Here is a 25,798-nt window from a genome sequence, read left to right as displayed (position 1 = left end):
TCACGCCCGCGTCAGCACAGCCTGCAGGAAGCCGCGTGTGCGTTCCTGCGTCGGCGCCGAGAAGATGACCGATGGCGGGCCGGCCTCGATGATGCCGCCGCCGTCCATGACCACCACCACATCGGCCACTTCGCGGGCAAAGCCCATTTCATGCGTGACCACCACCATGGTCATGCCTTCGGCGGCCAGCACCTTCATCACCTGCAGCACTTCGCCGACCAGTTCCGGGTCCAGTGCCGAGGTCGGCTCGTCGAACAGCATCACGCGCGGTTCCATCGCCAGTGCGCGGGCAATGGCCACGCGCTGCTTCTGGCCGCCGGAGAGGCTGGCGGGCATGGCGTGGGCCTTGTGCGCCAGGCCGACTTTCTCGAGCAGGCTCGTCGCCTTGCGCTCGGCGTCTTCGCGCGAGACGCCGCGCAGCATGCGCGGGCCGACCGTGACGTTGTGCAGCACCGACAGGTGCGGGAACAGGTTGAACGACTGGAACACCATGCCCACTTCCGTGCGCAGCTGGTTCAGCTCGTGTTCGCCGATCAGCTGGCCTTCGGTCACCAGCCGCTTGCCGACGATGTCGATGGTGCCGGCTTCGGGTTGTTCCAGGCCATTGCAGCAACGCAGGAACGTGCTCTTGCCCGAGCCGCTGGGGCCGATGACGACCACGACCTGCGACGGCTCCACATCGAAGTCGATGCCGCGCAAGACCGTATGGCCGCCGAACGATTTACCCAGGTTGCGGATCCGGATGATTGCGGAATCGCTCATTGCACCATGCCTCCCATGCGCAGCCGTTGTTCTGCGCGTTGCAGGATTAGCCCGGCCGCGCTTGTCAGGATCAGATAAACCAGTGCGATCGCCAGATAGACCTCCAGCGACCGGTACGACACGCTGATGATCTTCTGGCCTTCGTGCATCAGGTCGGCAATGGTCAGCAGCGACACCAGTGCCGAGTTCTTGATGAGTGCGATGAACTCGTTGCCCAGCGGCGGAATCATCCGCACGATGGCCTGCGGCAGGATCACCGCGCGCATGGCCTGGCCGGAAGACATGCCGATCGAGCGGGCCGCCTCCATCTGGCCCTTGTCCACGGACTGGATCGCGCCGCGCACGATTTCCGACACATAGGCGCCGGAATAGATGCCCAGCCCGATCACGCCGCACACAAAGGCCGGCAGCAGGATGTTGAATTGCGGCAGCCCGAAGAACAGCAGGAACAGCTGCACCAGCAGCGGCGTGCCGCGGATGAACGTCACGTACGCCGTACAGATGCCATAGATGAAGCGACGCTTCGGGTCCAGGCGGCCGATGCCGACCAGCAGTCCCATGATGCAGCCAAGCACCAGCGCGCAGGCGGTCACCTCCACGGTGACGATGGCGCCGTGGAGGATGTCAGGCCAGCCGGCAAAGACAGGAGAAAAATCCAGTTCCATGATGATGATCCGCGCGGCTTATTTGGCGGCTGCGTTGGCGGCGGCGCCGAACCACTTCTGGGTCAGCTTGGCGTAGGTGCCATCGGCCTTCACCTTGGCCAGCGCGGCATTGAGGGCGCGGGTCAGTTCGGGCGTGTCCTTGCGCACGGCCATGCCGTATTCCTCGGTGGTCAGCGGCTGCTCCACCATGCGCAGGCCACCGCGGGTCTTGACGTACTGCATCGCGGCCGGCTTGCCGGTCACGGCGGCGTCGGCACGGCCGATCTCGACCAGGTTGAACATTTCCTGGTTCTTCTCCACCTCCACGCGCTCCACCTTCGGATACGTGTCGCGCAGGAAGCTGACCGACTTGGTGCCCACCTGCACGCTGACTTTCTTGCCGTTCAGGTCGGCCGGGGTATGGATGGAGGTGTTGCTGCTCTTGACCAGTGCCACCAGGCCGCCGGTGTAGTAGGGCTCGGTAAAGTCCACCACCTTGCGGCGCTCGGGGGTGATGTAGATGCCGGACACGGCCATGTCGAAGCGGCGCGAGACCAGTCCCGGGACCAGGCCCTTGAAGTCGATATCGGTCCACTCCACCTTCTTGCCCATGACCTTGGCCATGGCCTCGACGAGTTCCACGTCAAAGCCGGTGCGCTTGCCGTTCTCGACGAATTCCATCGGGGGGAAGGTGGCGTCGGTGGCAACGCGCAGCACGGCGCTGTCCTCGGCGTGGGCGGCGGCACCGAAAGTCAGGCCGATCAGGGCCGTCAGGCCGGCCATCAGGCATTTGCGACGAAGGTTCATGGAGGTCTCCTTTTTCTCGGGAACAGGGGGCAACCGTCGCAGGGGTGTATCGACGGCGGCGGTAATAAGTTGCGTGGTGTTTTCAGTAAGACTGCAGCCGCGCGGAAATTCGCATGGCTGCTGCCACGGTCATGTCGATCAGCGCGGTCTCGCGCCCTTGCCGTCGTGTGGCCGGCACCATCAGCGTGATGGAGCCCAGCGCGTCAGCCTTGCCGCGGCGCGAGAAGAGCGGGGCGCTCACGCCCCAGACTCCCGGATCCACCGCGCCTTCGCTGACGGCGTAGCCGGTCTGGCGAATCGCGCTCAGTTCGGCCAGCAGCCCTTCGGCTTCGTCCGGTGCGCACAGGGCATGGACAAGACGCTCGCGCGCTTCGTCGCGCATGAACGCCAGCAGCGACTTGGCCGATGCACCGGCGCGCAGCGGCACGCCGCGGCCCTTTTCGAACGAGCAGCGCAGCGACTGGCGGCTTTCCACCATCTCCAGGCACACGGCGTGATCCTTGACGGCGACGACCAGACCCACGCTTTCATCGGACTGCTGGGCCAGCAGCCGCATATCGGGCAGGGCTTCGCGGGCCAGGTGCGAAGCCATGTCAAAGCCGAGCGCCAGTTGCAGGCTGATCGGGCCCGGCGCGTATTCGCCGTCGGACTCCAGCACAAAGCCCCAGCGCTTGAGCATCAGCAACTGGCGGTAGAGCGTGCTCTTGGGCAGTCCGGTCTTGGCAACGAGCTCGCGCACCGAGATCGGTGCGCCATGCTGTGCCAGCGCCGCCAGCACGAACAGCACGCGATCGGCGCCGCCCGCGGGCTGGCCGGATTCGCCAGGCGTGGAGGTCGGGGGCGTCACGGCGCCAGGGTTGTCGACAGCATTCAGCATAGGGACGAAGAATAGGACTTCATTCCCAAAAATCAAAACCATCAGTCCCAAAAAATGGGATTGATGCGATAGGGATAACCCTTAAATTCGCACATTGAATGCGCCAAGTGCGCGCCGCGCCATGCGGCGCCGCCAGCCAACGGAAGCGCCAATCGACTCACTCGGGTGATGACAGTCCGGCCCGCCGGCGGCATAGTTTTCTCATTTCGCGGTTCCCCCTCAAGACGGTCGCCGGAACGGCGCCAGGGCAGGGGCGAGCTACCACCACGCAGCATGCAAGATGACAAGAGACGTTCGCCTGCGGGCTGCTTTGGCCAATGACCTGGCGATCATTGCGCATGTACTGACCCAATGTGGCGTGACGCTCGCCGAGGCAAGTGACATGCCCCGGCTGTTCCATGTGGCGGAACTCAATGGCCAGATCATCGGCTGCGCGTACGGCGAACAATACGGCCGCACGCTGGCCGTGCATACCGTCGCGGTCCTGCCCGAATTCCGCGGACGACGGCTGGCCACGTATATCGTCAGCGCCTTGCTGATGCGAGCCAGGGCCGGTGGCTGCCTCAATGCCGCCGTGCTGACGAACCAGCACCCGGGCTTCTTCGCGCGCCACGGCTTCACCCTGACCGCGGTCGACAGCCTGGTACGGGAAACGCAATTGCCGCTGGCCGTGCTGCGCAGCTTCGGAGAGCGAACCCATTACATGGCGCGGCAGCTGACCTGAGCCGGGTCGACGGTGGCCGGTGGCCGGTGGCCGGGACGGTCGCCTGCTAGACTTGCCTCACCACCCCCGCCCCTGTATTCCACCGTGAACCCGTCCAATCTGGTACGCCAGCTGTCCTTCCTCCGCGAGATCGACAAGCTGAAGAGCGTGGTACGGCTGTCGCCGCTGATTGACCAGTCGCGCCGCGAGAACAGTGCCGAGCATTCCTGGCATCTCGCCATGTACGCCCTGGTCCTGTCGGAGCATGCGGCAGCGCCCGTCGATGTGCCTCGCGTCGTCAAGATGCTGTTGATCCACGATATTGTCGAGATCGATGCGGGCGATGTGCCGTTCCATGTCCCCTCGACCCATGCCGGCCAGGCGGAACGTGAGCAACTGGCGGCCGAGCGCATCTTCTCGTTGTTGCCGCAAGCGCAGGCGGCGGAGTTTCGCGATCTCTGGTTCGAGTTCGAAGCCGGCGAAAGCGACGACGCAAGGTTCGCCAAGGCCTTGGACAGGTTTCAGCCGATGCTCCACAACGCGGCGACGGAAGGCGGTACCTGGGTCGAGTGCGAAGTCACCGAAGAACAGGTCATCGCGCGCTGCCAGCCGCCGATCGAACGCGGTGCGCCGGCGCTCTGGGAAGCCGCTGCCAGGCTTGTCCAGGAACACTTCCGCAAGCCCGACGCTGAAGGAGCCGCCGACAGGCGGTAACGCGCGTTCCCCAGCCTTACCCGTTGAGCAGCCGAAGGATTTCCTCATGCACGCGGGCGTCGCCACAAGCGACCACGGCTCCGCCATGTTGGGGGTCGCCGCCGGTCCAGCTCGTCATGATCCCGCCGGCGCCTTCGATGATCGGGATCAGGGCCTGCACGTCATAAGGCTGCAGTCCCGCCTCGACCACGGCGTCGACCTGGCCCGCTGCAACCATGCAGTATCCGTAGCAATCCCCGCCGTATCGCTGCATCCTGGCTGCCCGCGCCACGCGCTGGAAAGCGTCCCATTGCACGCCGGCCTCGAACATGTCGGGCGTGGTGCAGAGCAGCTTGGCCTCCGACAACGACTGGCAGGGCCGCACCCGCAATGGCTTGCCATTCAGCCAGGCCTGGTTGCCGTCGCCCGAGAAGCGCTCGCGCGTGAACGGCTGGTCCATGATGCCCAGTACCGGATGCTGGCCATCATTGAGTGCGATCAGCGTTCCCCAGAGCGGCAGGCCGGTAATGAATGCGCGGGTCCCGTCGATCGGATCGAGTACCCAGGAGAACGGCTCGGTCCCGGCGACCCGCTGTTCCTCTTCGCCAAGGATGCCGTGGTTGGGATAGCTACTTCGGATCAGGTCGCGCATGGCGCGCTCGGCTTCCCGGTCCGCGACGGTAACGGGGTCGAAGCGTGCGGCGCCTTTGTCCACCACTTCCAACGGTGCACGAAAATGGGCCAGCGTGACAGCGCTGGCTGCATCGGCCAGGCGGCCGGCGAAGGCGAGAAATTCGGCGTGCTGATTTGCGTGCATGGGGCGTGGCGATTTAAAGGTGTGGCATAGGGAAAACGTGCCCGCGATTGTAGTCGCTGGTGTGGTTTCGCTCGGTTCTGTTCCTGCCTAATCTGGAGGATTAGAAGCCATCTCTTCGTTGGTAGCAATGGCCGGCACATGCCGGTTATGTCACACGAATGCCGTCGACCAGTCGTTTCATCGGATTTCATAGTTGCAATTATGAAATCCGATGATGAAATCGTCATCGCGCGTCGGCACTGCAATTCCAAATAAAAACAATGGTTTAGACATGCCGCACGGCGTTGGTGCGCTTCTTGCGATGTCGGCATACAACTGGGGCGGAGGAAATCGCGCCCGCAAATCTCGTATTGAAATCGCCATTGCAATGGCGGCAAGCGTTTGAGGAGGAGTACACGGTGACGTATTACGGAGAGATCGAAGCAGGCGGGGAGCACGAGGCCGCCGCCGAGGGAAGCAAGCTGCAAGGCCAGGCACGGGGCGAAGGCGGACATCGCGCCGAGGCGCTTCCCCGGCGTTCCCATTGGGCCTGGGCCGTCGGCAGGGGACACCACGACTGGATGGATTCGCACACGCCCTTTGCCCGTCACGAATAAAGCTCCCTTCGCTTTGGCCCGCCGACAGGTGGAGGCTGCGTCTTCCTAACCGCTTTCTATTCGCCCCATGAACTACACCCCAATCAAATCCCTGCTGATTGCCAACCGTTCCGAGATCGCGATCCGCGTGATGCGCGCCGCGGCCGAGATGAATATCCGGACCGTGGCGATCTATTCGAAGGAAGACCGCCTCGCGCTCCATCGCTTCAAGGCAGACGAAAGCTATCTGGTTGGCGAGGGCAAGAAGCCGCTGGCGGCCTACCTCGACATTGACGACATCCTGCGCATCGCCCGCCAGGCGAAGGTGGATGCCATTCACCCGGGCTATGGTTTTCTCTCGGAGAACCCGGATTTCGCACAAGCGGTGATGGACGCCGGCATCCGCTGGATCGGCCCGTCGCCGGACGTCATGCGCAAGCTGGGGAACAAGGTGGCGGCGCGCAACGCGGCGATCGAGGCGGGCGTGCCGGTGATGCCGGCGACCGATCCGTTGCCGCATGACCTGGACGAGTGCAAGCGCCTGGCGGCCGACGTCGGCTACCCGCTGATGCTCAAGGCGAGCTGGGGTGGCGGCGGGCGCGGCATGCGCATGCTGGAGAACGAACAGGATCTGGAGACCTTGCTGCCGGCCGCACGCCGCGAGGCGTTGGCCGCATTCGGCAACGATGAGGTCTATGTCGAGAAACTGGTGCGCAACGCGCGCCATGTGGAAGTGCAGGCGCTGGGCGATACGCACGGCAACCTGGTGCACCTGTACGAACGCGACTGTACCGTGCAGCGTCGCAACCAGAAGGTGGTGGAGCGCGCGCCGGCGCCGTACCTCGACGACGCCGGCCGGGCCGAACTGTGCGACGCGGCCATGCGGCTGATGCGCGCGGTCGGCTACACGCATGCCGGCACGATCGAATTCCTGATGGATGCCGATTCGGGCCAGTTCTATTTCATCGAAGTCAACCCGCGCATCCAGGTCGAGCACACGGTCACCGAGATGGTCACCGGCGTCGATATCGTCAAGGCGCAGATCCGCATCACCGAGGGCGGCCATATCGGCATGACCGAGAACACGCGCGATGCCGACGGCAAGATCGTCGTGCGCGCGGCCGGCGTGCCGGAGCAGGCGGGCATCTCGCTGAACGGGCATGCCCTGCAATGCCGGATCACGACCGAAGATCCCGAGAACGGGTTCCTGCCGGACTATGGCAGGCTCTCCGCCTACCGTAGCGCGGCGGGCTTCGGCGTGCGGCTGGACGCCGGTACGGCCTACGGCGGTGCCGTGATCACGCCTTACTACGATTCGCTGCTGGTCAAGGTCACCACCTGGGCGCCGACTGCCCCCGAGTCGATCCGGCGCATGGATCGCGCGTTGCGCGAATTCCGCATCCGCGGCGTCGCGTGCAACCTGCAGTTCCTCGAGAACGTCATCAACCATCAGGCTTTCCGCTCGGGCGAGGTCACGACGCGCTTTATCGACAAGACGCCGGAACTGCTGGCCTTCGCCAAGCGGCAGGACCGAGCGACCAAGCTGCTGCGCTATCTCGGCGATGTGTGCGTCAACGGGCATCCGGAAATCAACGGCCGCTCGCTGCCGCCGCTGCCGTTGCCGAGCCCGGTGCTGCCCGCGATGGATACCGCCGGGGCGCTTCCAACGGGCACGCGTGACCTCTTGCGCGAACTCGGCGCGGAGAAATTCTCGCGTTGGATGCTGGAACAGAAGCGCGTGCTGCTGACCGACACGACCATGCGCGATGCGCACCAGTCGCTGTTCGCCACGCGCATGCGCACCGCGGACATGCTGCCGATCGCACCGTTCTACGCGCGCGAACTGCCGCAACTGTTCTCGATGGAGTGCTGGGGCGGCGCCACCTTCGACGTGGCGCTGCGCTTCCTTAAGGAAGACCCGTGGCAGCGTCTCGAGCAACTGCGCGAGCGCGTTCCCAACATCCTGTTCCAGATGCTGCTGCGCGGCTCGAACGCGGTCGGGTACACCAACTACGCGGACAACGTGGTGAAGTTCTTTGTCCGCCAGGCCGCCAGCGCCGGCGTGGACGTGTTCCGCGTGTTCGATTCGTTGAACTGGGTGCGAAACATGCGCGTGGCCATCGACGCCGTGGGCGAGAGCGGGGCGCTGTGCGAAGGCGCGATCTGCTACACGGGCGACATTTTCGACGGCTCGCGTCCCAAGTACGACCTGAAGTACTACGTCGGCATCGCGCGCGAACTGCAGGCGGCCGGCGTGCACGTGCTGGGCATCAAGGACATGGCGGGCATTTGCCGTCCGCAGGCTGCGGCCGCGCTGGTGAAGGCGCTCAAGGACGAGACGGGCCTGCCGGTGCATTTCCATACGCACGATACCAGCGGTATTTCGGCTGCCTCGGCCCTTGCCGCCATCGGCGCCGGCTGCGATGCCGTCGATGGCGCGCTCGATGCCATGAGCGGGCTCACCTCGCAACCGAACCTGTCGAGCATTGCCGCGGCGCTGGCCGGCAGCGAGCGCGACCCCGGTCTCGACCTGGAGCGCCTGCACGAAGCGTCGATGTACTGGGAGGGCGTGCGTCGTTACTACGCGCCGTTCGAATCGGAGATCCGCGCCGGCACGGCTGATGTCTACCGCCACGAGATGCCCGGTGGCCAGTACACGAACCTGCGCGAGCAGGCCCGCTCGCTCGGCATCGAGCATCGCTGGACCGAGGTGTCGCGCGCGTATGCCGATGTCAACAAGATGTTCGGCGACATCGTCAAGGTCACGCCGACGTCCAAGGTGGTCGGCGACATGGCGCTGATGATGGTGGCCAACGACATGAGTGCCGCCGATGTCTGCGATCCGGCCAAGGAGATTGCGTTCCCCGAGTCGGTGGTATCGCTGTTCAAGGGCGAACTGGGCTTCCCGCCCGATGGTTTCCCGGCGGACCTCTCGCGCAAAGTCCTGCGCGGCGAGCCGCCCGCGCCTTACCGGCCCGGCGACCAGATCCCGGCAGTGGACCTCGATGCCGCACGCGCCGAGGCGGAAGCGGCGTGCGAACAGTCGATTGACGATCGGCAGCTTGCGTCTTACCTGATGTACCCCAAGCAGGCGGTCGCCTACCACGCGCACGTGCGGACCTTCAGCGATACGTCGGTCGTGCCGACACCGGCTTTCCTGTATGGACTGCAGCCCCAGGAAGAGGTCGCCATTGATATCGCGGCGGGCAAGACTTTGCTGGTCTCGCTGCAGGGCACGCATCCCGATGCCGAAGAGGGCAACATCAAGGTCCAGTTCGAGCTGAACGGACAGTCGCGCACGGCGGTGATCGAACAGCGCAGCGCCGCGCAAGCCGGTCCGGCGCGCCAGAGCAGGAACGTTGCGGATCCCGACAATCCACTGCATATTGCCGCGCCGATGCCGGGCTCGATCGTGACGGTGGCAGTCCAGCCGGGGCAAAAGGTCGCGGCTGGCACGACGCTGCTGGCGCTGGAGGCGATGAAGATGGAAACCCATATCGCGGCCGAGCGCGACTGCGAGATTGCTGCCGTGCACGTGAAGCAAGGCGATCGTGTGGCGGCGAAGGAGTTGCTGATCGAACTGAAAGGTATGGATTGAGGTTGGGTGACTGGCCGGCGTCCGCACCGGTCGCTGATCATTGGCATTGAGTGGAATAGGGCAATCTCGCGATTGCCCTATTTTCTTGGATTCTTCGGTCGTCCCGCTTGCCAACTACTGAGCCGCGCAGCAGCCGTAGGCGATGATGCGATAACGCTCGCAGTGTCGGGCCACGGACAGGTTCGGGGCTGGTTCAATCATTGTGTGAGAGCCTGCAGACGGACGCGCTCCACGCGGCAGGCAGCCGGGCATTCTCTGAAGCCCATACCCGTACGAAATTCTCCGCACGCTACGATCAATATTCGCCCGTTAGGGCAAGTAAACGCGTTTCTTGGTTACTTCTTGTCGCTTGGACAAGAAGTAACTCGCCGGCTACGCCGGCGAAACAGCGGCGCCTGCCAAGAACGACGACCTGGTCATAACCAGAGACCCCAGCCGGCCACGCCTGCGAAACAACGGCGCCTGCCAAGAACGACGACCTGGTCATAACCAGAGACCCCAGCCGGCCACGCCGGCGAAACAACGGCGCTTGCCAAGCGCGACGAACCAGTCATCCCCCCAAAGCCCCTGCCGGCAACGCCGGCGAAACAGCAGCACCTGCCATCGCCCGGCATGTCGCCTTTTTCAGACGGTATTTGGCATTGCTGGCATCGGGTTTTGCCTGATCAGGACACGGACTTTCCAATTCGCGACTTCCGGGTCGCGGCCGCGTCAGGCAACGGCGCTGTTCCGTAGGATTGCCCCGTCGTAGCGAGGAAGGCTGGACAAATCAAACAGACAAGGGCAGAGGAGACAAGGTAATGAGGAAGACGATGATTGGCCTGGCGGCGGCATGCGCCTGCGGAGCGGTGCAGGCGCAATCCAGCGTGACGTTGTATGGCGTGGTAGACGTGAACGTCGAGTACGTCAACCACGTCGGAGCGGTGCCGTCGGCGAGCAATAACTTCAATCCGGGGCAGGGCGGCAAGGTGATCCGCGAGGACGCTGGCGGCTACTCGGGTTCTCGCTGGGGCTTGCGTGGCACGGAAGACCTGGGCGGCGGATTGAAGTCGATTTTCGTTCTGGAGAGTGGCTTCAATTCCGATACCGGCACCATGCAGCAGGGCGGACGGCTGTTTGGTCGCCAGGCCTTCGCTGGCCTGACTGCGCCCTATGGCCAGTTCACCTTCGGCCGGCAGTACCATTCCATGTTCTCCACGCTGGCCAACTTTGTGCCAGCGCGCTACGCCACGCAGTATGAGCCCGTTGGCGTGATCGCCGGCGGCAACTTCCGCGAGGACAACACCGCGAAGTATACGGGCACGTTCGGCGGCCTGACCGTCATGGCAAACTGGTCGTTCGGCGTCGGCACGGCACTGCCGCAAGTCATCGCGACGGTTCCGGGTGCGGGCGGCAATGGCGAGGTGCCAGGCCAGTTCCGTCGCGACTCGGCCTATGGTGCCGGCGTGAGCTACCTTTCGGGGCCCTTCGGCGTAGGTGTCGCCTATGACCAGTGGAATCCGACGATGGCGACCGGCAACGGTGCTTTCAAGAAGGCGGCGGTCATGGGCAGCTTTGCCTTCAATGACACGGCAAAGATCATGGGTGGCTACCGCTGGGGCCAGAACAAGAACCAGAACGGTACGCTGATTCTGCGCGACGACTTCTACTGGATTGGCGGTCAATACCGCTTGTCTTCCGCGCTGGACTTCACGCTCGAGTATGACTATCAGAACGTAAAGAATATCGGCGGCAACACCGGCGTCGCCAATCCGTGGCAGATCGCGCTGATCGCCGACTATTCGTTCTCGAAGCGTACTGACTTGTACCTGACTGCGGCCTACTCCAGGAACGCCGGCCTGGCCATGGAATCGGCCGCAAGCAACTATGCCACCAGCCTGACGCTGAACAGCTACGCGCTGCCGAATGGCAAGACGTCGATGGTCGGCGCTGCCGTGGGTATTCGCCACATCTTCTGAGCCAGCCGGGAGCAGAGCAGGGCTCCCGCATCACATACGAGCGCCAGCGCGCGCTGCCCGAATTTCGTGGCAGGGCGCGCTGGCGCTTTTGCGTTGGCGACGGCCACAGCAAGCGGGTCGACATTTCCGTCTTGAGCGATGCCTGCGCAGCCATGCTCATGCGCCGGCGTGTCACAAAAGGAAAAGCTCGAGACGTCATCGGCAAAGCGAAAAGTCGCGCCAGGCCAGAAGATTGGTTGTCGCTTTGGCGCGCCTGAACGGCAAGCCGCGGGTGAACGATCAGATCAGATCAGATAAAGAACAGGAGACGACATGGCGAAAGCCGTGAAATTTTACGAAACAGGCGGACCCGAGGTCCTTCGCTTCGAGAACGCCAGCGTGGGCGAGCCGGGGCCGGGGGAAGTCCGCGTGCGCCATGTGGCCGTAGGGCTGAACTTTGCCGATACCTACTTTCGCAGCGGCACTTACCAGGTTCCACTACCCAGTGGCCTTGGCAACGAGGCCTCCGGCGTGATCGAAGCCGTCGGCGCCGGTGTCACGCACCTGGCGGTCGGCGACCGCGTGACCTATACGGGCTTTACCAACACGCTCGGTGCCTACAGCACGGAGCGGATTATCGCTGCCGCACCGCTGATCAAGCTGCCGCAGTCCATCAGCTGCGAAGTCGCGGCGGCCATGACCATGCGGGGCTTGTCGGCGGCGTACCTGATGCGCCGGATCTACCCGTTCAAGGCCGGCGACACCATCCTGCTGCATGCCGCGGCAGGCGGCGCCGGGCTGATCATTTCGCAATGGGCCAAGCTCCAGGGACTGACGGTGATCGGAACGGTTTCCACCGACGCCAAGGCCGAAGTGGCGCGCGCCCATGGCTGCGACCACACCATCAATTACAGCCATGAGGACGTGGCGAAGCGCGTGCGCGAACTGACGGACGGCGTGGGCGTGAACGTGGTCTTCGACAGCGTAGGCAAGGACACCTTCATGTCCTCGCTGGACTCGCTCAAGCGCCGCGGCCTGCTGGTGTGCGTGGGCTTCGCCTCGGGCCCGGTCACGGGGTTCGATCCGGCCATCCTGGCCCGCAAGGGCTCGGCATTCCTGACGCGCCCGGGCCTGGCCGACTATATCGCCGACCCTGCCGAAAAGGCGGAACTCGTCGACGAGCTGTTTGGCCACGTGGCGGCAGGCCGCATCCGCATCGGGATCAACCAGCGCTATGCGCTGGAGGACGCCGCGCAGGCGCATCGCGATCTCGAGGCCCGCAAGACCACGGGCTCTTCCATCTTCGTCATCTGACAGCACGCTGTTGTCTGTTTCGACTTTTTCAGCCTTTGCATAGCAACCTGGATATCCATCACCATGAACTTCCTTGACGGCCACCTGTATCCCGAGAACCAGCAGCCCCTGATCATCACCGCCGCGCCCTATGCACCGGGCTGGATTCCTTCCGACTTCCCGGAAGATATTCCCGTCACGATGGAAGACCAGATCCAGAAGGCGGTGGATTGCTACGAAGCCGGTGCGCGCGTGCTGCACCTGCATGTGCGTGAAGCCGACGGCAAGGGCAGCAAGCGCCTGTCCACGTTCAACGAGCTGATCGCCGGCGTGCGCAAGGCTTGCCCGGAAATGGTCATCCAGGTGGGCGGCTCGATCAGCTTCGCTCCCGAAGAAGGGCAGGCCGCCAAATGGCTGGACGATGACACGCGCCATATGCTGGCCGAACTCGATCCGAAACCCGACCAGGTGACGGTGACCGTCAACACGGCGCAGATGAACGTGACGGAGCACGCCGGCGTCGACGACTTCAAGGGGGTATCGCGTGGCTTCCCGCACCTCTACGACACCTACAAGGACATGGTCGTGCCCTCGAACCCCAGTTGGGCCGAGGAGCATATCCGGCGCCTGACCGCCGCCGGAATCCAGAGCGAATTCCAGTGCTACAACATCAACAGCTTTGAAACGATCGAGCGGATGATTCGCCGCGGCGTCTACAAGGGGCCGCTGGTGATGAACTGGGTAGCGATCAGCGGCGGCATGGACCAGGCGAACATCTACAACCTGGCCAACATGCTGCGTGCCGTGCCCGATGGCGCCGTGCTGACGGTGGAGAGTTCGGTGCTGAATGTGCTGCCCATCAACATGATCGGGATGGCCCTGGGCCTGCACGTGCGGTGCGGCATCGAAGACGTGCTGTGGAACCAGACCCGCACGGGAAAGATGAGCACGGTCGAGCAGATCAAGCAACTGGTGCGTATCGCCGGCGAATTCGGCCGTCCCATCGCGACTGCGCAGCAGACGCGGGAAATCCTGAAGCTGGGGGTGTTCTACGACACCGTGGAAGAAACGCTTCAGGCCAACGGCTTCGCGCCCAATCGCAATGGTGGCCACCAGGGATTCCTGCGCAAGCAGGAAAACATGGCGGCCTGAGGTTAAGCGAGCGGGCCAGATCGATTGGCAACAGACCGGGTACATGGAGGATGACAATGGCATTTCGATTGAAGAAGCTGGTTGCGGCCACGCTGGGCGCGGGTGCGTTGCTGGCGTTGTGCGCTTCAGCGCAGGCGCAGGGCGGCGCCTGGCCCTCGCGCCCGATTCAGATGATCGTCGCGTCGTCGGCAGGATCGGGAACCGATGCCCTGGCACGCGTGATGGCGCAACGCCTGTCGGTGGCCCTGAAGCAGCCGGTCGTGGTCGACAACCGGCCGGGCGCCGGTGGCGTGATTGGCACCAGCGCGGTGATCAAGGCGCCGGCTGACGGATACACGATCCTCTACACCACGGCAACGAACATGGTCATTGCTCCGGCGGTACTGAAGACCATTCCCTATGATCCGAAGAAGAGCCTGGTACCCATTGCCGAGACGGCCGAGGGTGGCGTGATGTTGCTGGTCAACAGTGACCTGCCGGTCCACAGCCTGCCGGAACTCGTCAAGCTGCTGAAGGCGAATCCGGACAAGTACAGCTACGGTACCTGGTCGGCGGGATCTTCGGGGCAACTGATGATGGAGTGGCTCAAGAAGCAGACCGGCATGGAAACCGCACACGTTGCGTACCGGACTTCGAATCAGCTGTTGACCGACCTTTCCGCGGGCGTATTGACGATCGGCTGGACCGACCCCGGCGCGCCCGTCCCCTTCCTTCGCTCGGGGAAGGTCCGCGCCATCGCCATTGCAGGCAACTCGCGCGCGCCGCAGTTCCCCGACGTCAAGACCATGACGGAACAGGGCTATAAATTCGATGCCGTGGGCTGGTTCGGCATGTTCGCGCCAGCGGGAACCGACCCGGCGATCGTGAAGAGGCTGGCCGATGAAGTCAACAAGGTCCAGAAATCCCCTGAGCTTGCCACCATGATGCACACCATGAACTTTGCGCCGCCGCCTGTGAAGACCACGGTGCAGTTCGGCGAGATCGTCGGCCGCGACCTGCAGGTCTGGTCGAAAATCGCGGCGGATGCGGGAATCCGGCTCGATTGATCGGCCGTGCCCGGTCCGTGTGGACTCACCGGGCCGCAAGCGCGAACATGGGCGGACACTTGTCCGCCCATGTTCGCGCTTGCGCTCGGCGTTGCTGCATGGCTATGCAGTATGCCGGCTTCGACAGCCGGATGCGCCTTCTTGATGCTCCTGTCGCGTCAAGCATGGCCACGCCATGAGGCGCGGCCCTTGCGAATCAGTAGGGGATATCGCCGATGATGCCGGCGCGCTCCAGCTTGCGCGGTGCCGGGAAGTAGTCGTTGAGGGCATAGTGCTGCGTGCAGCGGTTATCCCAGATCGCAACGTCGCCTTCCTGCCAGGACCAGCGCACCTGGTATTCGGGAATGGTGGCGCGGCTGTTCAGGTATTGCAGCAGCAGCGGGCCGCCGGGCGACTTGTCGATGCCGTAGCGCACGTTTTCCGGGGTGCTGTAGTTGGTGAAGTGCGTCGTGAACGAAGCGCCGACGAACAGGATCTTCTCGCCGGTTTCCGGATGGGTGCGTACCACCGGATGCTCCACCGGCGGATGATCCTTGGCCAGCTTGGCGCGGTTCTCCGGCGTCATGACGGCACCGAAGCTGTGCTCGATGCTGGCCCTCGCGCGCAGGCCGTCGATCTTTTTCTTGATGTCTTCCGGCAGTTCCTCGTACGCCTTCACCATGTTGACCCAGATGGTGTCGCCGCCGATTTCGGGGCACTCGATACAGCGCAGCACGGCTCCCATGGCCGGGTTGGGGCGCCAGAGGCCGTCGCAGTGATAGCTGTTCTCGTAGCTGTGCGGGTTGTCGCTGCGGTAGACCTTCACGAGGCCCGGGTGTTCGGGAACACTGCCGGCGACAGGATGGTCTTCCAGTTCGCCAAAGCAGCGCGCGAAGGCTACGTGTTCGGCGCGCGTGATCTCCTGCTTGCGAAAGAACAGGACCCGGTGCTTGAGCAGCGCCGCCTTGATCTCGGCGAAGAGCGCCGGATCGCGCGCCGCGTCGCCGAGGTTGACGCCAGATATCTCGGCCCCGATGGCGGGGGTGATTTGCCTGATCTTCATTTCCAAGTCTCCTACGGTGCCCATGCATGCAAGGGAGGTTGCAACGCGTTCGGGCGGTTCTTGATTTGCACTCCGGATCATCCGTCGTGACGACATCTTCCGCTTGGCCTTGCACGCCGTGAACTTGGCTTTCTACGACAGGGATGGCGCCCGAAGCGCACGGGTTATCGTCAATTGACAATACGTGACAGCCATTTATCATGAGCCGTCAACTTTCTGCGTGGTCCCTGATGTCGTTACTTGTCCGCGCCGCGGCCCTCACCAACTACAGCGAGGTGGCTCGTGCCGCCGGGTTGAATCCGGAGCGGATGATGATGGACGCAGGGATCAGTCCAAGCGTGCTGCACGAGCCGGACCTGATGATTCCGGTCGAGCGTTTCGGGCGCCTGCTCCAGGCATCCGCGACCCTGTCGGGCAATGAGAGTTTCGGGCTGTGCATGGCCGAATCGCGCTTGTTGTCCAATCTCGGCGCGGTGGGCATGCTGGTCCGCGACCAGGCCACGCTGCGCGACGCGCTCGGCATGTTGATGCGCTACCAGCCGATGCTCAATGGCGCGCAGTCGCTCGGGGTCGAGGAATGTGGCGAACTGGTCATCATTCGTGAAGCGCTGATCGCCGGCAACCCCAATCAGCCGACCCGCCAGCGGGTGGAACTGGCGCTTGGAGTCATGGTGCGGTTGATACGCCAGCTCATCCGGCCGGACTGGCAGCCGCAACGGGTGTGCTTCGAGCACGCCGCGCCGGTCGATCTCAGTGCTCACCAGCGGTTTTTCGGTCCTTACGTCCAGTTCGACTGTGACTTCAACGGCATCGTCTGCGCAAAGGCCGATCTGGACGCGCGCAACCCCTGGGCCGATCCGGCCATGGTGCGCTACGCGCAGCGGCTGATCGACGATTCCGGCGTGCCGCAGCAGTCGACCATGCTGGAAGACGTGCGGCGCACAATTCCCCTGCTATTGCCGAGCGGGCGTTGCAGCATCGAGCAGGTGGCCGAACACATGGGCGTGGTATGCCGCACGGTCCAGCGCCGGCTGGCGGAGCAGGGCCAGAGCTTCTCGTCGATCGTCAACGACATCCGCATAGAGCTTGCGACGCGCCATGTTATCGAGAGCGATCGACCGTTGACCGAGGTGGCGACGCTGCTCGGCTTTTCCGCACCCAGTGGGTTCTCGCGCTGGTATCACGCGCAGTTCGGATGCAGCCCGAAGGAAAGCCGGGCTGCAAGCGGCGCCGCGCGCCGGCAGGCCGGGGCTTCGGGGGAGAGCGGGGCATAACCCCGGGTGGCACACCAACAATGCAAAGCCCCGGAAAGACACCGTCTTCCGGGGCTTTGCAGGTCAGCGCTTCCGTTCAGTCGGCCGCCATTACTCGTTCACCGCCAGCCCGGCATCCGGGACCTCGACCACCGGCGCCTTCTTGCCACTGCGCGCGCGCCATGCGGACCATGTGACCGCGATCACCAGCAGCGCGGAGATCACCACGAACACGCAGCTGATCGGCCGTTCCACGAACACCGCCAGGTCGCCGCGCGACAGCAGCAACGCGCGGCGGAAGTTCTCCTCGACCATCGGCCCGAGCACGAAGCCCAGCAGGATCGGCGCCACCGAGAAGTTCAGGTACATTAGCAACGCCCCGATCAGGCCGAAGGCCAGGACTTCCCAGATCTGGAACAGGCTGCTTTGCGTGCTGAACACGCCCACGGCGATAAAGAACATGGCCGACGGGAACAGATAGCGGTAGGGCACCTGCAACAGCTTCACCCACACGCCGATCATCGGCACGTTCAGGATCATCAGGATGACATTGCCGATCCAGAAGCTGGCAATCAGGCCCCAGAAAATGTCCGGGTGATCGCTGATCAGCTGTGGACCCGGGGCAATCCCCTGGATCATCAGCGCGCCCAGGATCAGTGCCATCACCGCATCGCCGGGAATGCCGAGGCTCATCGTCGGGATGAAGTCGACCTGCGTCTTCGAGTGCGACGATGCCTCCGGCGCGGCCACGCCGGCGATCATGCCCGTGCCGAATTTCTCGGGCGACTTCGAGATCTTGCGCTCCAGCGCATAGGCCACGAAGGTCGTGATCGTCGGGCCGGTCCCGGGCATGGCGCCGAACAGTGTCCCCACGCCGGTGCCCCGTACCATCGGCCAGAACGCCTGCTTCAGCTCGGCCAGGCTCGGACGCATGTCGCGGATGCGCAGCTTGGCGTTGCTGGTCACCGTCTTCATGCGGTTGACGTTGAGGATGAAGTCCGCCACGCCGAACAGGCCCATGGCGATGGCCACCAGCTCCAGTCCGTCGCTCAGTTCGGGAATGCCCATCGCAAAGCGGAACGTGCCGGTATTGACGTCCGTCCCCACCACGCCGCAGAGCAAGCCGAACAGCGTCATCGCCACGCCCTTGAGCGGCGACCCGCGCGACATCGTCGATCCCGCCAGCAGCCCGAGCAGCATGATCGAGAAGATCTCCGCCGGGCCGAACTTGAACGCGATGGCGGTCAGCAACGGCGACGCGAAGATCATCACCAGGATGCCCACCGACGCGGCAAAGAACGAGCAGATCATGGTGATGCCCAGCGCCGTGCCGCCCTTGCCGGCACGCGTCATCGGATACCCGTCGAGGCACGTCACGGCGTGCGGCGGATGCGAGGGCAGGTTGAGCAGGATGGCGCCAATGGCGCCGCCATATTGCGAACCATAGAAGATGCCGGCCAGCATCAGGATGGCGGGCACGGGATGCATCGCGTACGTCAGCGGCAACAGGATCGAAATGGCGGAGAGCGCGCCCATGCCGGGCAGCACGCCGATCAGGTTGCCGACCAGCACGCCAAAGAACGACCACATCAGGTTGCTGCCCTGGAACGCGACACCGAAGCCGAACCAGAGGTCATGCAGAGCATTCGATACCATGGCTTCACCTTCCCCAGATAAACAGCGGCAGCTGGATCTGCAGCAGCCAAGAGAACACCACGGCCGCGATCACGCACATCGCCACCGCCAGGCCGGCAGCCTGCTTGACGTTGTTGGTGCGGTCGCCGAGCGCGGAAATGAAGACGATGGCAAACGTCGCCGGAATCATGCCGCCATAAACGCCGAACAGCAGAAAGGCAAGCGTGCCGAGCACGATGCAGACCGTGCCGCGCAGGTCGGGCGCCGCATGGCTGTGCCCATGTCCCGACGCCTGTTCGGCTTGCGCCGAGGGCGCCGGCTCATTGCGAGCCGACATGGCGATCAGCACGCCAACCAATGTCAGCAGCGTGCCAATGGCCACGGGGAAGAAGCCCGGACCCATATGGCTGAGCGTGCCCGTGTGGTACTGCAGACCGGCAAATACCGCTGCCAGCCCCGTCAGCACCATCAGGGCGCCGCCGTAGTAGTCCTTCTTGAAGCGCAGGGCCTGGCTCATTGGTCGGCCCCCCGGCAGCCCTGCGATGGGCGCTGCATAGTGTGATCGAACATCGTCTGTCTCCTTCTGTGCCCGCGCATGCGGGTCAGGCAAATCTACAAGCGATGTCTTGCAACGGGCTTTCAGGCGGCTTGCGGAAAGCTTACGAAATGCATCACAACGTGATGTATTTGGCGCGAAGGAGGAGAGCCTTGGTGTAATCCCCTGTATTGAACGTAAGGCGCGGCTGGTTGTATTGAGGAGAGGACAGGCATCGCGCCTGAAAGGGGGAAAGCACGCCGTGGGGGCGACAGGATGGCGTGCAAGCCGACGAGGAAAAGTGCTGCCGGAGAGGGGGCGCGCACCAGAAATGCTTAACCGTACCGTAATGATCGGACGTGGCTGGTTGATTGATGCCGGGCAGCGCGGTTCCTAGAGTTGTCTGCAAATGACCGGCTCCGCGACATGCGGTGCCTAAAACGCCAACTGGAGACAACCATGATCATCTACGGCACCGCATTACTGGCCATCTGCCATCTGGTGGGCCTGTATCTCGGCGACCTGCTGGGCGCCGCCATCGGCGTCAAGTCCAACGTCGGCGGCGTGGGCATCGCCATGCTGCTGCTGATATTCCTGCGGCTCTACCTGCATGACCGGGGCCTGATGCCGAAAGAGACGGAGGCCGGTGTGGGGTTCTGGGGAGCGATGTATATCCCCGTGGTCGTGGCGATGGCGGCGCAGCAGAATGTGGTGGCGGCGCTGCGTGGCGGCCCGGTTGCATTGCTGGCGGCCATCCTGTCGGTGGCTGCCTGCGCCTGCCTGATTGCGCTGCTCAGCCGCTCCGGCGACCACGAGCCGCTGCCGCCGCTGCCGGCCGAAGCCGTTTCCCGATAAGCCAGGAGATCGCCATGACTATCGCTTCCCCGGCCACGATGTTCGACAACGTCCTGCTCCACAACGGCCTGGTAACGGCATTCGCCACCGTAGGCATCGTGATGTGGGTGTCTTCCCAGATATCGAAACGGCTCACGAAAGGGCGCCTGCATGCCTCGGCCATCGCCATCATGATCGGCCTGGCGCTGGCGTACTACGGCGGCGTGGTGACCGGCAAGGAAAAAGGGCTGGCCGATTTCGCGCTGTTCTCGGGCATCGGCCTGATGGGCGGTGCCATGCTGCGGGACTTTGCCATTGTCGCTACCGCCTTCGAGGTGCAGGTGCGCGAGGCCCGCAAGGCGGGCATGGTGGGTGCCGTGTCGCTGTTGCTGGGAACCGTGGTGCCGTTCATCGTCGGCGCGCTGGTGGCGCGGGCATTCGGCTACAGCGATGCCGTCAGCATGACGACCATCGGCGCCGGCGCGGTGACCTATATCGTCGGCCCCGTGACGGGCGCGGCGCTGGGCGCCAGCTCCGACGTGATTGCGCTGTCGATTGCCACCGGGCTCATCAAGGCCATCATCGTGATGGTCGGCACGCCGTTCGCCGCGGGCTTCCTCGGACTGAACAACCCGCGCGCCGCGATGGTGTTCGGCGGGCTGGCGGGTACCGTCAGCGGCGTATCGGCGGGGCTGGCGGCCACTGACCGCCGGCTGGTGCCCTATGGCGCGCTGGTGGCCACGTTCCACACCGGGCTCGGATGCCTGCTCGGGCCGTCGGTGCTGTACCTGGCCACCAAGGCGCTGGTGGGCGGCTGATCCGACGTTTCACATCCGTGCAGGCCTGCAGCCGTGGGTATGGCACAGGCCGCGAGCCTGAGGTGCCGGTCGCGGCCAGCGGACCTCATCAGGTGCACAGCTCGCTCCACGCCTTCCCTGATGTGCCTTGGCCGCACTGGTCTCGTAGACAGGACCACGCGGTTCCATTGAACGGCCTGGCGGCCGGGCATACAGTCGGACTGCCCCTGAAGCAGACAAGACAGCGGTGGAGACCGATATGCCCCTGAGCAGAAGACAATTACTGGCCGGCGCTGCGCTGGCTACCCTCGCCACGATCGCACCCGCCGCGCAGGCCGCCGCCGACAAGCCGATCACGATCGTGGTCGGCAGCCCCGCCGGAGGAACCACCGATTCACTGGCGCGTTTGATTGCCCGGTCGATGGGCGAGACGCTGCATCGCAGTGTGGTGGTCGACAACAAGCCCGGCGCCGGCGGCAATATCGCCGCGCAGTACGTGGCGCGCGGCGCACCGGATGGTTCCACGCTGCTGATGAGTTTCACCGGCCATACCATCAACGCGTCGCTGTACAAGAACCTGCCGTTCGACGCGGTCAGGGACTTCACGCCGATCTCGATGGTCGCGCGCGTGCCCAGCGTGCTGGTGGCGCGCAAGAGCGCGCCGTTCGACAGCACCGCGGGCCTGATCGATTACGCGAAGCGCAATCCCGGCAAGCTCAGCTTTGCCATCGGCGCGCAAGGTTCATCGCTGCATTTGGCCAGCGAGCAGTTCAAGCAGCAGACCGGCACGGACATTCTCAACATCCCGTACAAGGGCACCAATCCCGCGCTGACCGACCTGCTGGCCGGCACCGTGGACCTGATGTTCGCCAGCACCGTCAATGTGCTGCCGCACGTCAGATCCGGCACGCTCAAGATCCTGGGCGTCAGCAGCAAGCAGCCGCTGGCGCAGTTCCCGGGCGTGCCGGCGATTGGCAGCACCGTCAAGGGCTTCGAGTCATCGGCGTGGTTCGGGCTGTTCGGGCCCGCGAAGCTGCCGCAGGCCACTACCGACCAGCTTTATCGCGCGGTCAGGATCGCGGTGGAAGATCCTGCCTACAAGCAGCGCATGGAGGCCGAGGCGGCCAGCGCCGTCAGCATGACGCCACAGGCGTTCGCACAGTTTGTGCGCAGCGATATCCAGCATTGGGCCAAGGTGATCCAGGCGTCGGGCACGCGGGTGGAATGATGGCGCAGGATTCAGTACAGGACGCGCCGCAGACCCTGGCGCAGAAGCTGCTCGCGCGCGCGGCGGGCCGCACGCACGTCACGCCGGGAGAGATTGTCACCTGCCGCGTGGATCTGGCGATGATGCACGACTCGGGCGGTCCGCGCCGGGTGCAGCCGCTGCTGGAGAAGATCGGCGCGCGGGTCTGGGATCCGTCCAGGGTGGTGGTCGTCACCGATCACTACGTGCCGGCGCATGACCCCGACAGTCAGAGGATCGTGCAGATCGCGCGCGACTGGGTCAGGGAAACCGGCGTGGCGCGCTTCCATGACATGGAAGGCATCTGCCACGTGGTGGTGCCGCAGAAAGGCTATCTACGCCCCGGCATGTTCGCGGTAGGCGGCGACAGCCATTCATCGACTGGCGGCGCGTTCGGGGCCTATATGTTCGGCATCGGCGCCACCGAGATGCTTGGCGTGCTGGTGACCGGGGAGATCTGGGTGCGCGTGCCCGAGACCCTCCGCATGCAGTGGCACGGCAGGCTGGCCGCGGGCGTGTCCGCCAAGGACATGATGCTGCGCATGTGCACGCAGTTCGGCATGGACGGCGGCCAGTACCAGGCCGTGGAATACACGGGCGCTGCCGTGGCGGCGTTGTCCATGCAGGAGCGCATGACACTGTCCAACATGACCGCCGAGCTTGGCGGCCAGGTCGGCCTGGTCGCGCCGGACGCGGTCACGCGCGACTGGTTGTGCGCCGCCGGGGTCGAGGCCGACGCCATCGACCTGGCGCGATGGACTTCCGATGCCGGCGCCAGATACCTGGCCACGCATGACTTCGACGCCGCCGCGCTCGCGCCGCAGGTGTCGCGGCCGCATACGCCGGCCGACGCCGGGGACGTCGACACCCTGGGTAACGTGGCCATCGACATCGCCTATATCGGCGCTTGCACCGGTGCCAAGCTCGACGACCTGCGCATGGCCGCGGAGGTGCTCCGGGGCCAGCGCGTGGCACGCGATACGCGGCTGCTGGTGGCGCCCGCCAGCGCCGCCGACCAGGCCCAGGCGGCGCGCGAAGGCACGCTTGCCGCGCTGGTCGGCGCAGGCGCCGAATTGCTGCCGAACGCCTGTGGCGCGTGCGCCGGCTACGGCGAGCACCGCTTTGGCGAAGACACCGTGGTGATCAGCGCCACGGCGCGTAATTTCAAGGGACGCATGGGCGCCGCCTCGTCGCAGGTCTATCTTGGTTCGCCTTACACGGTCGCCGCCTCGGCGATCGCGGGGCGCATTGCCGATCCACGGGAGATGCTGGCGTGAACCTGGCTACATCGCATGAAACGGGCCGCGCCTGGGTCTTCGGCGACGATATCAATACTGACCTGCTGGCACCTGGCGCCTACATGAAGTTCGGCATCGGCGAACTGGCACGCCATTGCATGGAACATGTCGACCCTGCGTTCGCCGCCACGGTGCGCCCGGGCGACATCGTGTTCGGCGGGCGCAATTTCGGCGCCGGGTCGTCGCGCGAGCAGGCGGTCGAAGTGCTGCGCCACCTGGGCGTGGTCGCGGTGGTGGCGCGGTCGTTCGCCGGCCTGTTCTACCGCAACGGCTTCAACCTCGGCCTGCCCCTGTTCATTTGCCCCACGCTGCCGCAGATCCAGCCGGGACAGCGCGTTGCCTGCGATATCGACAACGCCCGGGTCGTCATCGAAGGGGCATCGCCGGTGCAATGCGAGGCGATTCCGCCCCACCTGGTTGCGATGATCCGCGACGGGGGGCTGGTGCCGCACCTGGCGCGCAAGATCGCGGCGGGCCAACTTTCCCTGACCAGAACCACACCATGACCTTCAAGCAGCGCCTGCAACAGCCCCGCATCGTCACCGCCCCGGGCGTCTACGATGCCTTTTCTGCCTTGCTGGTGGAACAGGCCGGTTTCGAGGCGGCCTACCTGTCGGGCGCCAGCATCGCCTATACGCGCTTCGGCCGGCCGGACATCGGCTTCCTGTCGCTCGACGACGTTGCCTCGGTCACGCGCAATATCCGCGAACGCGTGGCGTTGCCGCTGATCGTCGATGCCGACACCGGCTTCGGCAACGCGCTCAATGTCGTGCAGACGGTGCGCACGCTCGAGCGTGCCGGAGCCTCGGCGATCCAGCTCGAAGACCAGGCGAGCCCCAAGCGCTGCGGCCACCTCGACGGCAAGACCGTGATCTCCGCGGCGGAGATGGCGGGCAAGATCCGCGCCGCATGCGACGCGCGCCGCGACGCCAATACGCTCATCATCGCGCGCACCGACGCGGTGGCGGTGGAGGGCATGGCAGCGGCGCTGGAGCGTGCCGAGCGCTATGCCGAGGCCGGCGCGGACTTGCTGTTCGTGGAAGCGCTACGCGGCCGCGACGACATGTCGGCGGCGATCGCGCGGCTGGGGCAGCGCGCGCCGCTGCTAGCCAATATGGTCGAAGGTGGCAAGACGCCGGTGCTGCCCGCGCCGGAACTGGAAGAGATCGGCTTCCGGGTCGTGATCTTTCCGGGCGGCACCGTGCGCGCGCTGGCCTTTGCGCTGCGCGACTACCTGCAGAGCCTGGGCGCGCACCACACCACCACGCCTTACCTGGACCGGATGCTGTCGTTCCAGGCGCTCAACGAACTGATCGGCACGCCCGAGATGCTGGCGCTGGGCAAGCGGTACGAGTAGGGCGCGGGGTCGGCTTGCTCTGGCGGTGCCACGGGCGTACCGTGGCGCCATGTTTTGCCACCGCAGTCTTCCATGCCGCTGATGACCTTCGACGCCAGTCCCGACCTGCCGCGCTTCCAGCAGGTCCGCCTGATCCTGCGCGACCGCATACGCGGCGGCTATTACGAGACCGGCATGCCGCTGCCAGGCGAGCGCCAGCTGGCCGAGGAATTCGGCGTGGCGCGCGTGACCGTGCGCTCCGCGCTGGCGCGGCTGCAGGAAGAGGGCATGGTTGCCCGGCTGCGCGGCAAGGGCACGGTGCCGACTTTCCGGCATGAGGCGTCAGCCGCCACGGTGCAGGGCGGCCTGCTCGACAACATCGTCAGCGTCAGCATGCGCACGCGCGTGACCGTGTTGCAATGGAAGCGCATGCCGGCGCCGCCGGCGGTCAGCGCCGCGCTGGGCCTGCCGCCCGGCGCGCCCGTGCTGAAGGTGGTGCGCGTGCGCAAATTCAAGGCGCAGCCGATCGCCTACACCGAGGTCTTCGTTCCCGACGACCTTGCCGGTGCGCTCGATCGCCATACGCTACAGGACACGCCGATGCTGGTGGCACTGGAACAGCATGGCGTGCATGTCGTGTCCGCCGACCAGACCCTGGGCGCCGCCGTGGCCGACCTGGATGTCGCGCGCATCCTGCGCATCACGCCCGGGGTGCCGCTGCTGCGCGTCGCGCGCATCGCCACGGACCGGCACGGCCGCCGCGTTCAGTACCTGGTCGGCCTATATCACCCGGAGCGGTACACCTACCAGATGCGGCTGTCGCGCGTGGGCGGCTCCACGCGCGTCTGGATCGACGCGGATGCATCCAGGGCGGCGGAACAGGGCGGGGCGACGCCGGCGTTGCCATTGGAGTGAGAG

25 protein-coding genes are annotated in these 25,798 nt (G+C 64.9%); 17 read left to right on the top strand and 8 right to left on the bottom strand.

The window, feature by feature from the left end; all coding sequences use genetic code 11:
- The 4 genes from AC3FKH_RS29420 to AC3FKH_RS29405 all read right to left on the bottom strand — a co-directional run bounded on the left by AC3FKH_RS29420 (window position 1) and on the right by AC3FKH_RS29405 (window position 3,090).
- Window positions 1–762: an amino acid ABC transporter ATP-binding protein gene (locus AC3FKH_RS29420; protein WP_488679224.1), complete on the bottom strand. Its 762-nt coding sequence runs from the start codon at window positions 760–762 to the stop codon at window positions 1–3.
- Entirely contained in the window at window positions 759–1,427 is a 669-nt protein-coding gene (locus tag AC3FKH_RS29415; RefSeq protein ID WP_483711715.1) for an amino acid ABC transporter permease, read from the bottom strand. The genes AC3FKH_RS29420 and AC3FKH_RS29415 overlap by 4 nt, the downstream gene beginning before the upstream one ends.
- Window positions 1,428–1,445: 18 nt before the next feature.
- On the bottom strand, window positions 1,446–2,213 hold the full coding sequence (locus AC3FKH_RS29410) for a glutamine ABC transporter substrate-binding protein (protein WP_488679223.1): 768 nt from the start codon (window positions 2,211–2,213) through the stop codon (window positions 1,446–1,448).
- A gap of 82 nt (window positions 2,214–2,295) precedes the next feature.
- Entirely contained in the window at window positions 2,296–3,090 is a 795-nt protein-coding gene (locus AC3FKH_RS29405) for an IclR family transcriptional regulator (RefSeq protein WP_488679222.1), read from the bottom strand.
- A gap of 280 nt (window positions 3,091–3,370) precedes the next feature.
- Here AC3FKH_RS29405 and AC3FKH_RS29400 point away from each other — a divergent pair, with 280 nt between their 5' ends.
- Together AC3FKH_RS29400 and AC3FKH_RS29395 are read left to right on the top strand one after the other, a co-directional pair.
- Window positions 3,371–3,814: a GNAT family N-acetyltransferase gene (locus AC3FKH_RS29400; RefSeq protein WP_488679221.1), complete on the top strand. Its 444-nt coding sequence runs from the start codon at window positions 3,371–3,373 to the stop codon at window positions 3,812–3,814.
- 84 nt (window positions 3,815–3,898) lie between these two features.
- Window positions 3,899–4,507, top strand: a complete 609-nt coding sequence (locus AC3FKH_RS29395) for an HD domain-containing protein (RefSeq protein WP_488679219.1) — start codon at window positions 3,899–3,901, stop codon at window positions 4,505–4,507.
- A 16-nt stretch (window positions 4,508–4,523) separates the two neighbouring features.
- Here the strand turns inward: AC3FKH_RS29395 and hisN are convergent, their stop codons facing one another.
- The gene (gene hisN / locus AC3FKH_RS29390) at window positions 4,524–5,303 is read right to left on the bottom strand and encodes a histidinol-phosphatase (protein WP_488679218.1); all 780 of its coding nucleotides are present in this window, start codon (window positions 5,301–5,303) and stop codon (window positions 4,524–4,526) included.
- 211 nt (window positions 5,304–5,514) lie between these two features.
- Here hisN and AC3FKH_RS29385 point away from each other — a divergent pair, with 211 nt between their 5' ends.
- From AC3FKH_RS29385 to AC3FKH_RS29355, 7 genes are all read left to right on the top strand, one after another.
- Complete coding sequence (locus AC3FKH_RS29385; RefSeq protein WP_488679217.1) at window positions 5,515–5,688, top strand: hypothetical protein; 174 nt, start codon at window positions 5,515–5,517, stop codon at window positions 5,686–5,688.
- Window positions 5,689–5,701: 13 nt separating this feature from the next.
- On the top strand, window positions 5,702–5,899 hold the full coding sequence (locus tag AC3FKH_RS29380; protein ID WP_488679215.1) for a hypothetical protein: 198 nt from the start codon (window positions 5,702–5,704) through the stop codon (window positions 5,897–5,899).
- 67 nt (window positions 5,900–5,966) lie between these two features.
- Window positions 5,967–9,476, top strand: coding sequence for a pyruvate carboxylase (locus AC3FKH_RS29375; protein WP_488679214.1), 3,510 nt, complete (start codon window positions 5,967–5,969; stop codon window positions 9,474–9,476).
- 800 nt (window positions 9,477–10,276) lie between these two features.
- The gene (locus tag AC3FKH_RS29370; protein WP_488679213.1) at window positions 10,277–11,434 is read left to right on the top strand and encodes a porin; all 1,158 of its coding nucleotides are present in this window, start codon (window positions 10,277–10,279) and stop codon (window positions 11,432–11,434) included.
- A 312-nt stretch (window positions 11,435–11,746) separates the two neighbouring features.
- Window positions 11,747–12,727, top strand: a complete 981-nt coding sequence (locus AC3FKH_RS29365; protein WP_488679212.1) for a quinone oxidoreductase family protein — start codon at window positions 11,747–11,749, stop codon at window positions 12,725–12,727.
- A gap of 63 nt (window positions 12,728–12,790) precedes the next feature.
- Window positions 12,791–13,858, top strand: a complete 1,068-nt coding sequence (locus tag AC3FKH_RS29360) for a beta-keto acid cleavage family enzyme (protein ID WP_483734616.1) — start codon at window positions 12,791–12,793, stop codon at window positions 13,856–13,858.
- Between the two features lie 56 nt (window positions 13,859–13,914).
- Window positions 13,915–14,904 (top strand): Bug family tripartite tricarboxylate transporter substrate binding protein, encoded by a 990-nt coding sequence (locus AC3FKH_RS29355; protein WP_488679211.1) that lies wholly within the window; start codon window positions 13,915–13,917, stop codon window positions 14,902–14,904.
- A gap of 196 nt (window positions 14,905–15,100) precedes the next feature.
- Here the strand turns inward: AC3FKH_RS29355 and AC3FKH_RS29350 are convergent, their stop codons facing one another.
- On the bottom strand, window positions 15,101–15,946 hold the full coding sequence (locus tag AC3FKH_RS29350) for a TauD/TfdA dioxygenase family protein (RefSeq protein ID WP_488679210.1): 846 nt from the start codon (window positions 15,944–15,946) through the stop codon (window positions 15,101–15,103).
- Window positions 15,947–16,176: 230 nt separating this feature from the next.
- Here AC3FKH_RS29350 and AC3FKH_RS29345 point away from each other — a divergent pair, with 230 nt between their 5' ends.
- Entirely contained in the window at window positions 16,177–17,220 is a 1,044-nt protein-coding gene (locus tag AC3FKH_RS29345) for an AraC family transcriptional regulator (RefSeq protein ID WP_488679283.1), read from the top strand.
- Between the two features lie 90 nt (window positions 17,221–17,310).
- On the opposite strand, the gene AC3FKH_RS29340 is transcribed toward AC3FKH_RS29345, so the two are convergent.
- Window positions 17,311–18,855 carry a tripartite tricarboxylate transporter permease gene (locus AC3FKH_RS29340; protein WP_488679209.1) on the bottom strand — a complete coding sequence of 515 codons (1,545 nt, stop codon included), beginning with the start codon at window positions 18,853–18,855 and terminating at the stop codon, window positions 17,311–17,313.
- A 4-nt stretch (window positions 18,856–18,859) separates the two neighbouring features.
- On the bottom strand, window positions 18,860–19,351 hold the full coding sequence (locus AC3FKH_RS29335; protein ID WP_488679208.1) for a tripartite tricarboxylate transporter TctB family protein: 492 nt from the start codon (window positions 19,349–19,351) through the stop codon (window positions 18,860–18,862).
- A gap of 477 nt (window positions 19,352–19,828) precedes the next feature.
- On the opposite strand from AC3FKH_RS29335, the gene madL reads away from it, so the two are divergent.
- From madL to AC3FKH_RS29300, 7 genes are all read left to right on the top strand, one after another.
- Window positions 19,829–20,224, top strand: a complete 396-nt coding sequence (gene madL, locus AC3FKH_RS29330; protein ID WP_488679207.1) for a malonate transporter subunit MadL — start codon at window positions 19,829–19,831, stop codon at window positions 20,222–20,224.
- Between the two features lie 14 nt (window positions 20,225–20,238).
- Window positions 20,239–21,021 (top strand): malonate transporter subunit MadM, encoded by a 783-nt coding sequence (madM, locus tag AC3FKH_RS29325; RefSeq protein WP_483711697.1) that lies wholly within the window; start codon window positions 20,239–20,241, stop codon window positions 21,019–21,021.
- Between the two features lie 238 nt (window positions 21,022–21,259).
- Window positions 21,260–22,228, top strand: a complete 969-nt coding sequence (locus tag AC3FKH_RS29320) for a tripartite tricarboxylate transporter substrate binding protein (protein ID WP_488679206.1) — start codon at window positions 21,260–21,262, stop codon at window positions 22,226–22,228.
- Complete coding sequence (locus tag AC3FKH_RS29315; protein WP_488679282.1) at window positions 22,228–23,523, top strand: 3-isopropylmalate dehydratase large subunit; 1,296 nt, start codon at window positions 22,228–22,230, stop codon at window positions 23,521–23,523. Before AC3FKH_RS29320 ends, AC3FKH_RS29315 begins: the two co-directional genes overlap by 1 nt.
- Window positions 23,520–24,050 carry a LeuD/DmdB family oxidoreductase small subunit gene (locus AC3FKH_RS29310; protein WP_488679205.1) on the top strand — a complete coding sequence of 177 codons (531 nt, stop codon included), beginning with the start codon at window positions 23,520–23,522 and terminating at the stop codon, window positions 24,048–24,050. The genes AC3FKH_RS29315 and AC3FKH_RS29310 overlap by 4 nt, the downstream gene beginning before the upstream one ends.
- Window positions 24,047–24,901 (top strand): isocitrate lyase/PEP mutase family protein, encoded by an 855-nt coding sequence (locus AC3FKH_RS29305; RefSeq protein WP_488679204.1) that lies wholly within the window; start codon window positions 24,047–24,049, stop codon window positions 24,899–24,901. Before AC3FKH_RS29310 ends, AC3FKH_RS29305 begins: the two co-directional genes overlap by 4 nt.
- 72 nt (window positions 24,902–24,973) lie before the next feature.
- Window positions 24,974–25,795, top strand: coding sequence for a GntR family transcriptional regulator (locus AC3FKH_RS29300; RefSeq protein WP_488679203.1), 822 nt, complete (start codon window positions 24,974–24,976; stop codon window positions 25,793–25,795).
- Window positions 25,796–25,798 lie beyond the last annotated feature (3 nt).

It is taken from the genome of Cupriavidus sp. 21MJTG02-4 (assembly GCF_057798975.1).
The sequence above is the reverse complement of the archived record's forward strand: the minus strand, read 5'-3'. Positions and strand labels throughout refer to the sequence as shown.

Bases quoted from the DNA above. Each gene is read 5' to 3' on its own strand.
- AC3FKH_RS29370 (WP_488679213.1), top strand. From the start codon at position 10,277: ATGAGGAAGACGATGATTGGCCTGGCGGCGGCATGCGCCTGCGGAGCG.
- AC3FKH_RS29320 (WP_488679206.1), top strand. From the start codon at position 21,260: ATGCCCCTGAGCAGAAGACAATTACTGGCCGGCGCTGCGCTGGCTACC.
- AC3FKH_RS29410 (WP_488679223.1), bottom strand. From the start codon at position 2,213: ATGAACCTTCGTCGCAAATGCCTGATGGCCGGCCTGACGGCCCTGATC.
- AC3FKH_RS29385 (WP_488679217.1), top strand. From the start codon at position 5,515: ATGATGAAATCGTCATCGCGCGTCGGCACTGCAATTCCAAATAAAAAC.
- madM (WP_483711697.1), top strand. From the start codon at position 20,239: ATGACTATCGCTTCCCCGGCCACGATGTTCGACAACGTCCTGCTCCAC.
- AC3FKH_RS29350 (WP_488679210.1), bottom strand. From the start codon at position 15,946: ATGAAGATCAGGCAAATCACCCCCGCCATCGGGGCCGAGATATCTGGC.
- AC3FKH_RS29415 (WP_483711715.1), bottom strand. From the start codon at position 1,427: ATGGAACTGGATTTTTCTCCTGTCTTTGCCGGCTGGCCTGACATCCTC.
- AC3FKH_RS29420 (WP_488679224.1), bottom strand. From the start codon at position 762: ATGAGCGATTCCGCAATCATCCGGATCCGCAACCTGGGTAAATCGTTC.
- AC3FKH_RS29300 (WP_488679203.1), top strand. From the start codon at position 24,974: ATGCCGCTGATGACCTTCGACGCCAGTCCCGACCTGCCGCGCTTCCAG.
- AC3FKH_RS29365 (WP_488679212.1), top strand. From the start codon at position 11,747: ATGGCGAAAGCCGTGAAATTTTACGAAACAGGCGGACCCGAGGTCCTT.
- AC3FKH_RS29405 (WP_488679222.1), bottom strand. From the start codon at position 3,090: ATGCTGAATGCTGTCGACAACCCTGGCGCCGTGACGCCCCCGACCTCC.
- AC3FKH_RS29375 (WP_488679214.1), top strand. From the start codon at position 5,967: ATGAACTACACCCCAATCAAATCCCTGCTGATTGCCAACCGTTCCGAG.
- AC3FKH_RS29335 (WP_488679208.1), bottom strand. From the start codon at position 19,351: ATGAGCCAGGCCCTGCGCTTCAAGAAGGACTACTACGGCGGCGCCCTG.
- hisN (WP_488679218.1), bottom strand. From the start codon at position 5,303: ATGCACGCAAATCAGCACGCCGAATTTCTCGCCTTCGCCGGCCGCCTG.
- AC3FKH_RS29340 (WP_488679209.1), bottom strand. From the start codon at position 18,855: ATGGTATCGAATGCTCTGCATGACCTCTGGTTCGGCTTCGGTGTCGCG.
- madL (WP_488679207.1), top strand. From the start codon at position 19,829: ATGATCATCTACGGCACCGCATTACTGGCCATCTGCCATCTGGTGGGC.
- AC3FKH_RS29305 (WP_488679204.1), top strand. From the start codon at position 24,047: ATGACCTTCAAGCAGCGCCTGCAACAGCCCCGCATCGTCACCGCCCCG.
- AC3FKH_RS29355 (WP_488679211.1), top strand. From the start codon at position 13,915: ATGGCATTTCGATTGAAGAAGCTGGTTGCGGCCACGCTGGGCGCGGGT.
- AC3FKH_RS29400 (WP_488679221.1), top strand. From the start codon at position 3,371: ATGACAAGAGACGTTCGCCTGCGGGCTGCTTTGGCCAATGACCTGGCG.
- AC3FKH_RS29360 (WP_483734616.1), top strand. From the start codon at position 12,791: ATGAACTTCCTTGACGGCCACCTGTATCCCGAGAACCAGCAGCCCCTG.
- AC3FKH_RS29315 (WP_488679282.1), top strand. From the start codon at position 22,228: ATGGCGCAGGATTCAGTACAGGACGCGCCGCAGACCCTGGCGCAGAAG.
- AC3FKH_RS29345 (WP_488679283.1), top strand. From the start codon at position 16,177: ATGTCGTTACTTGTCCGCGCCGCGGCCCTCACCAACTACAGCGAGGTG.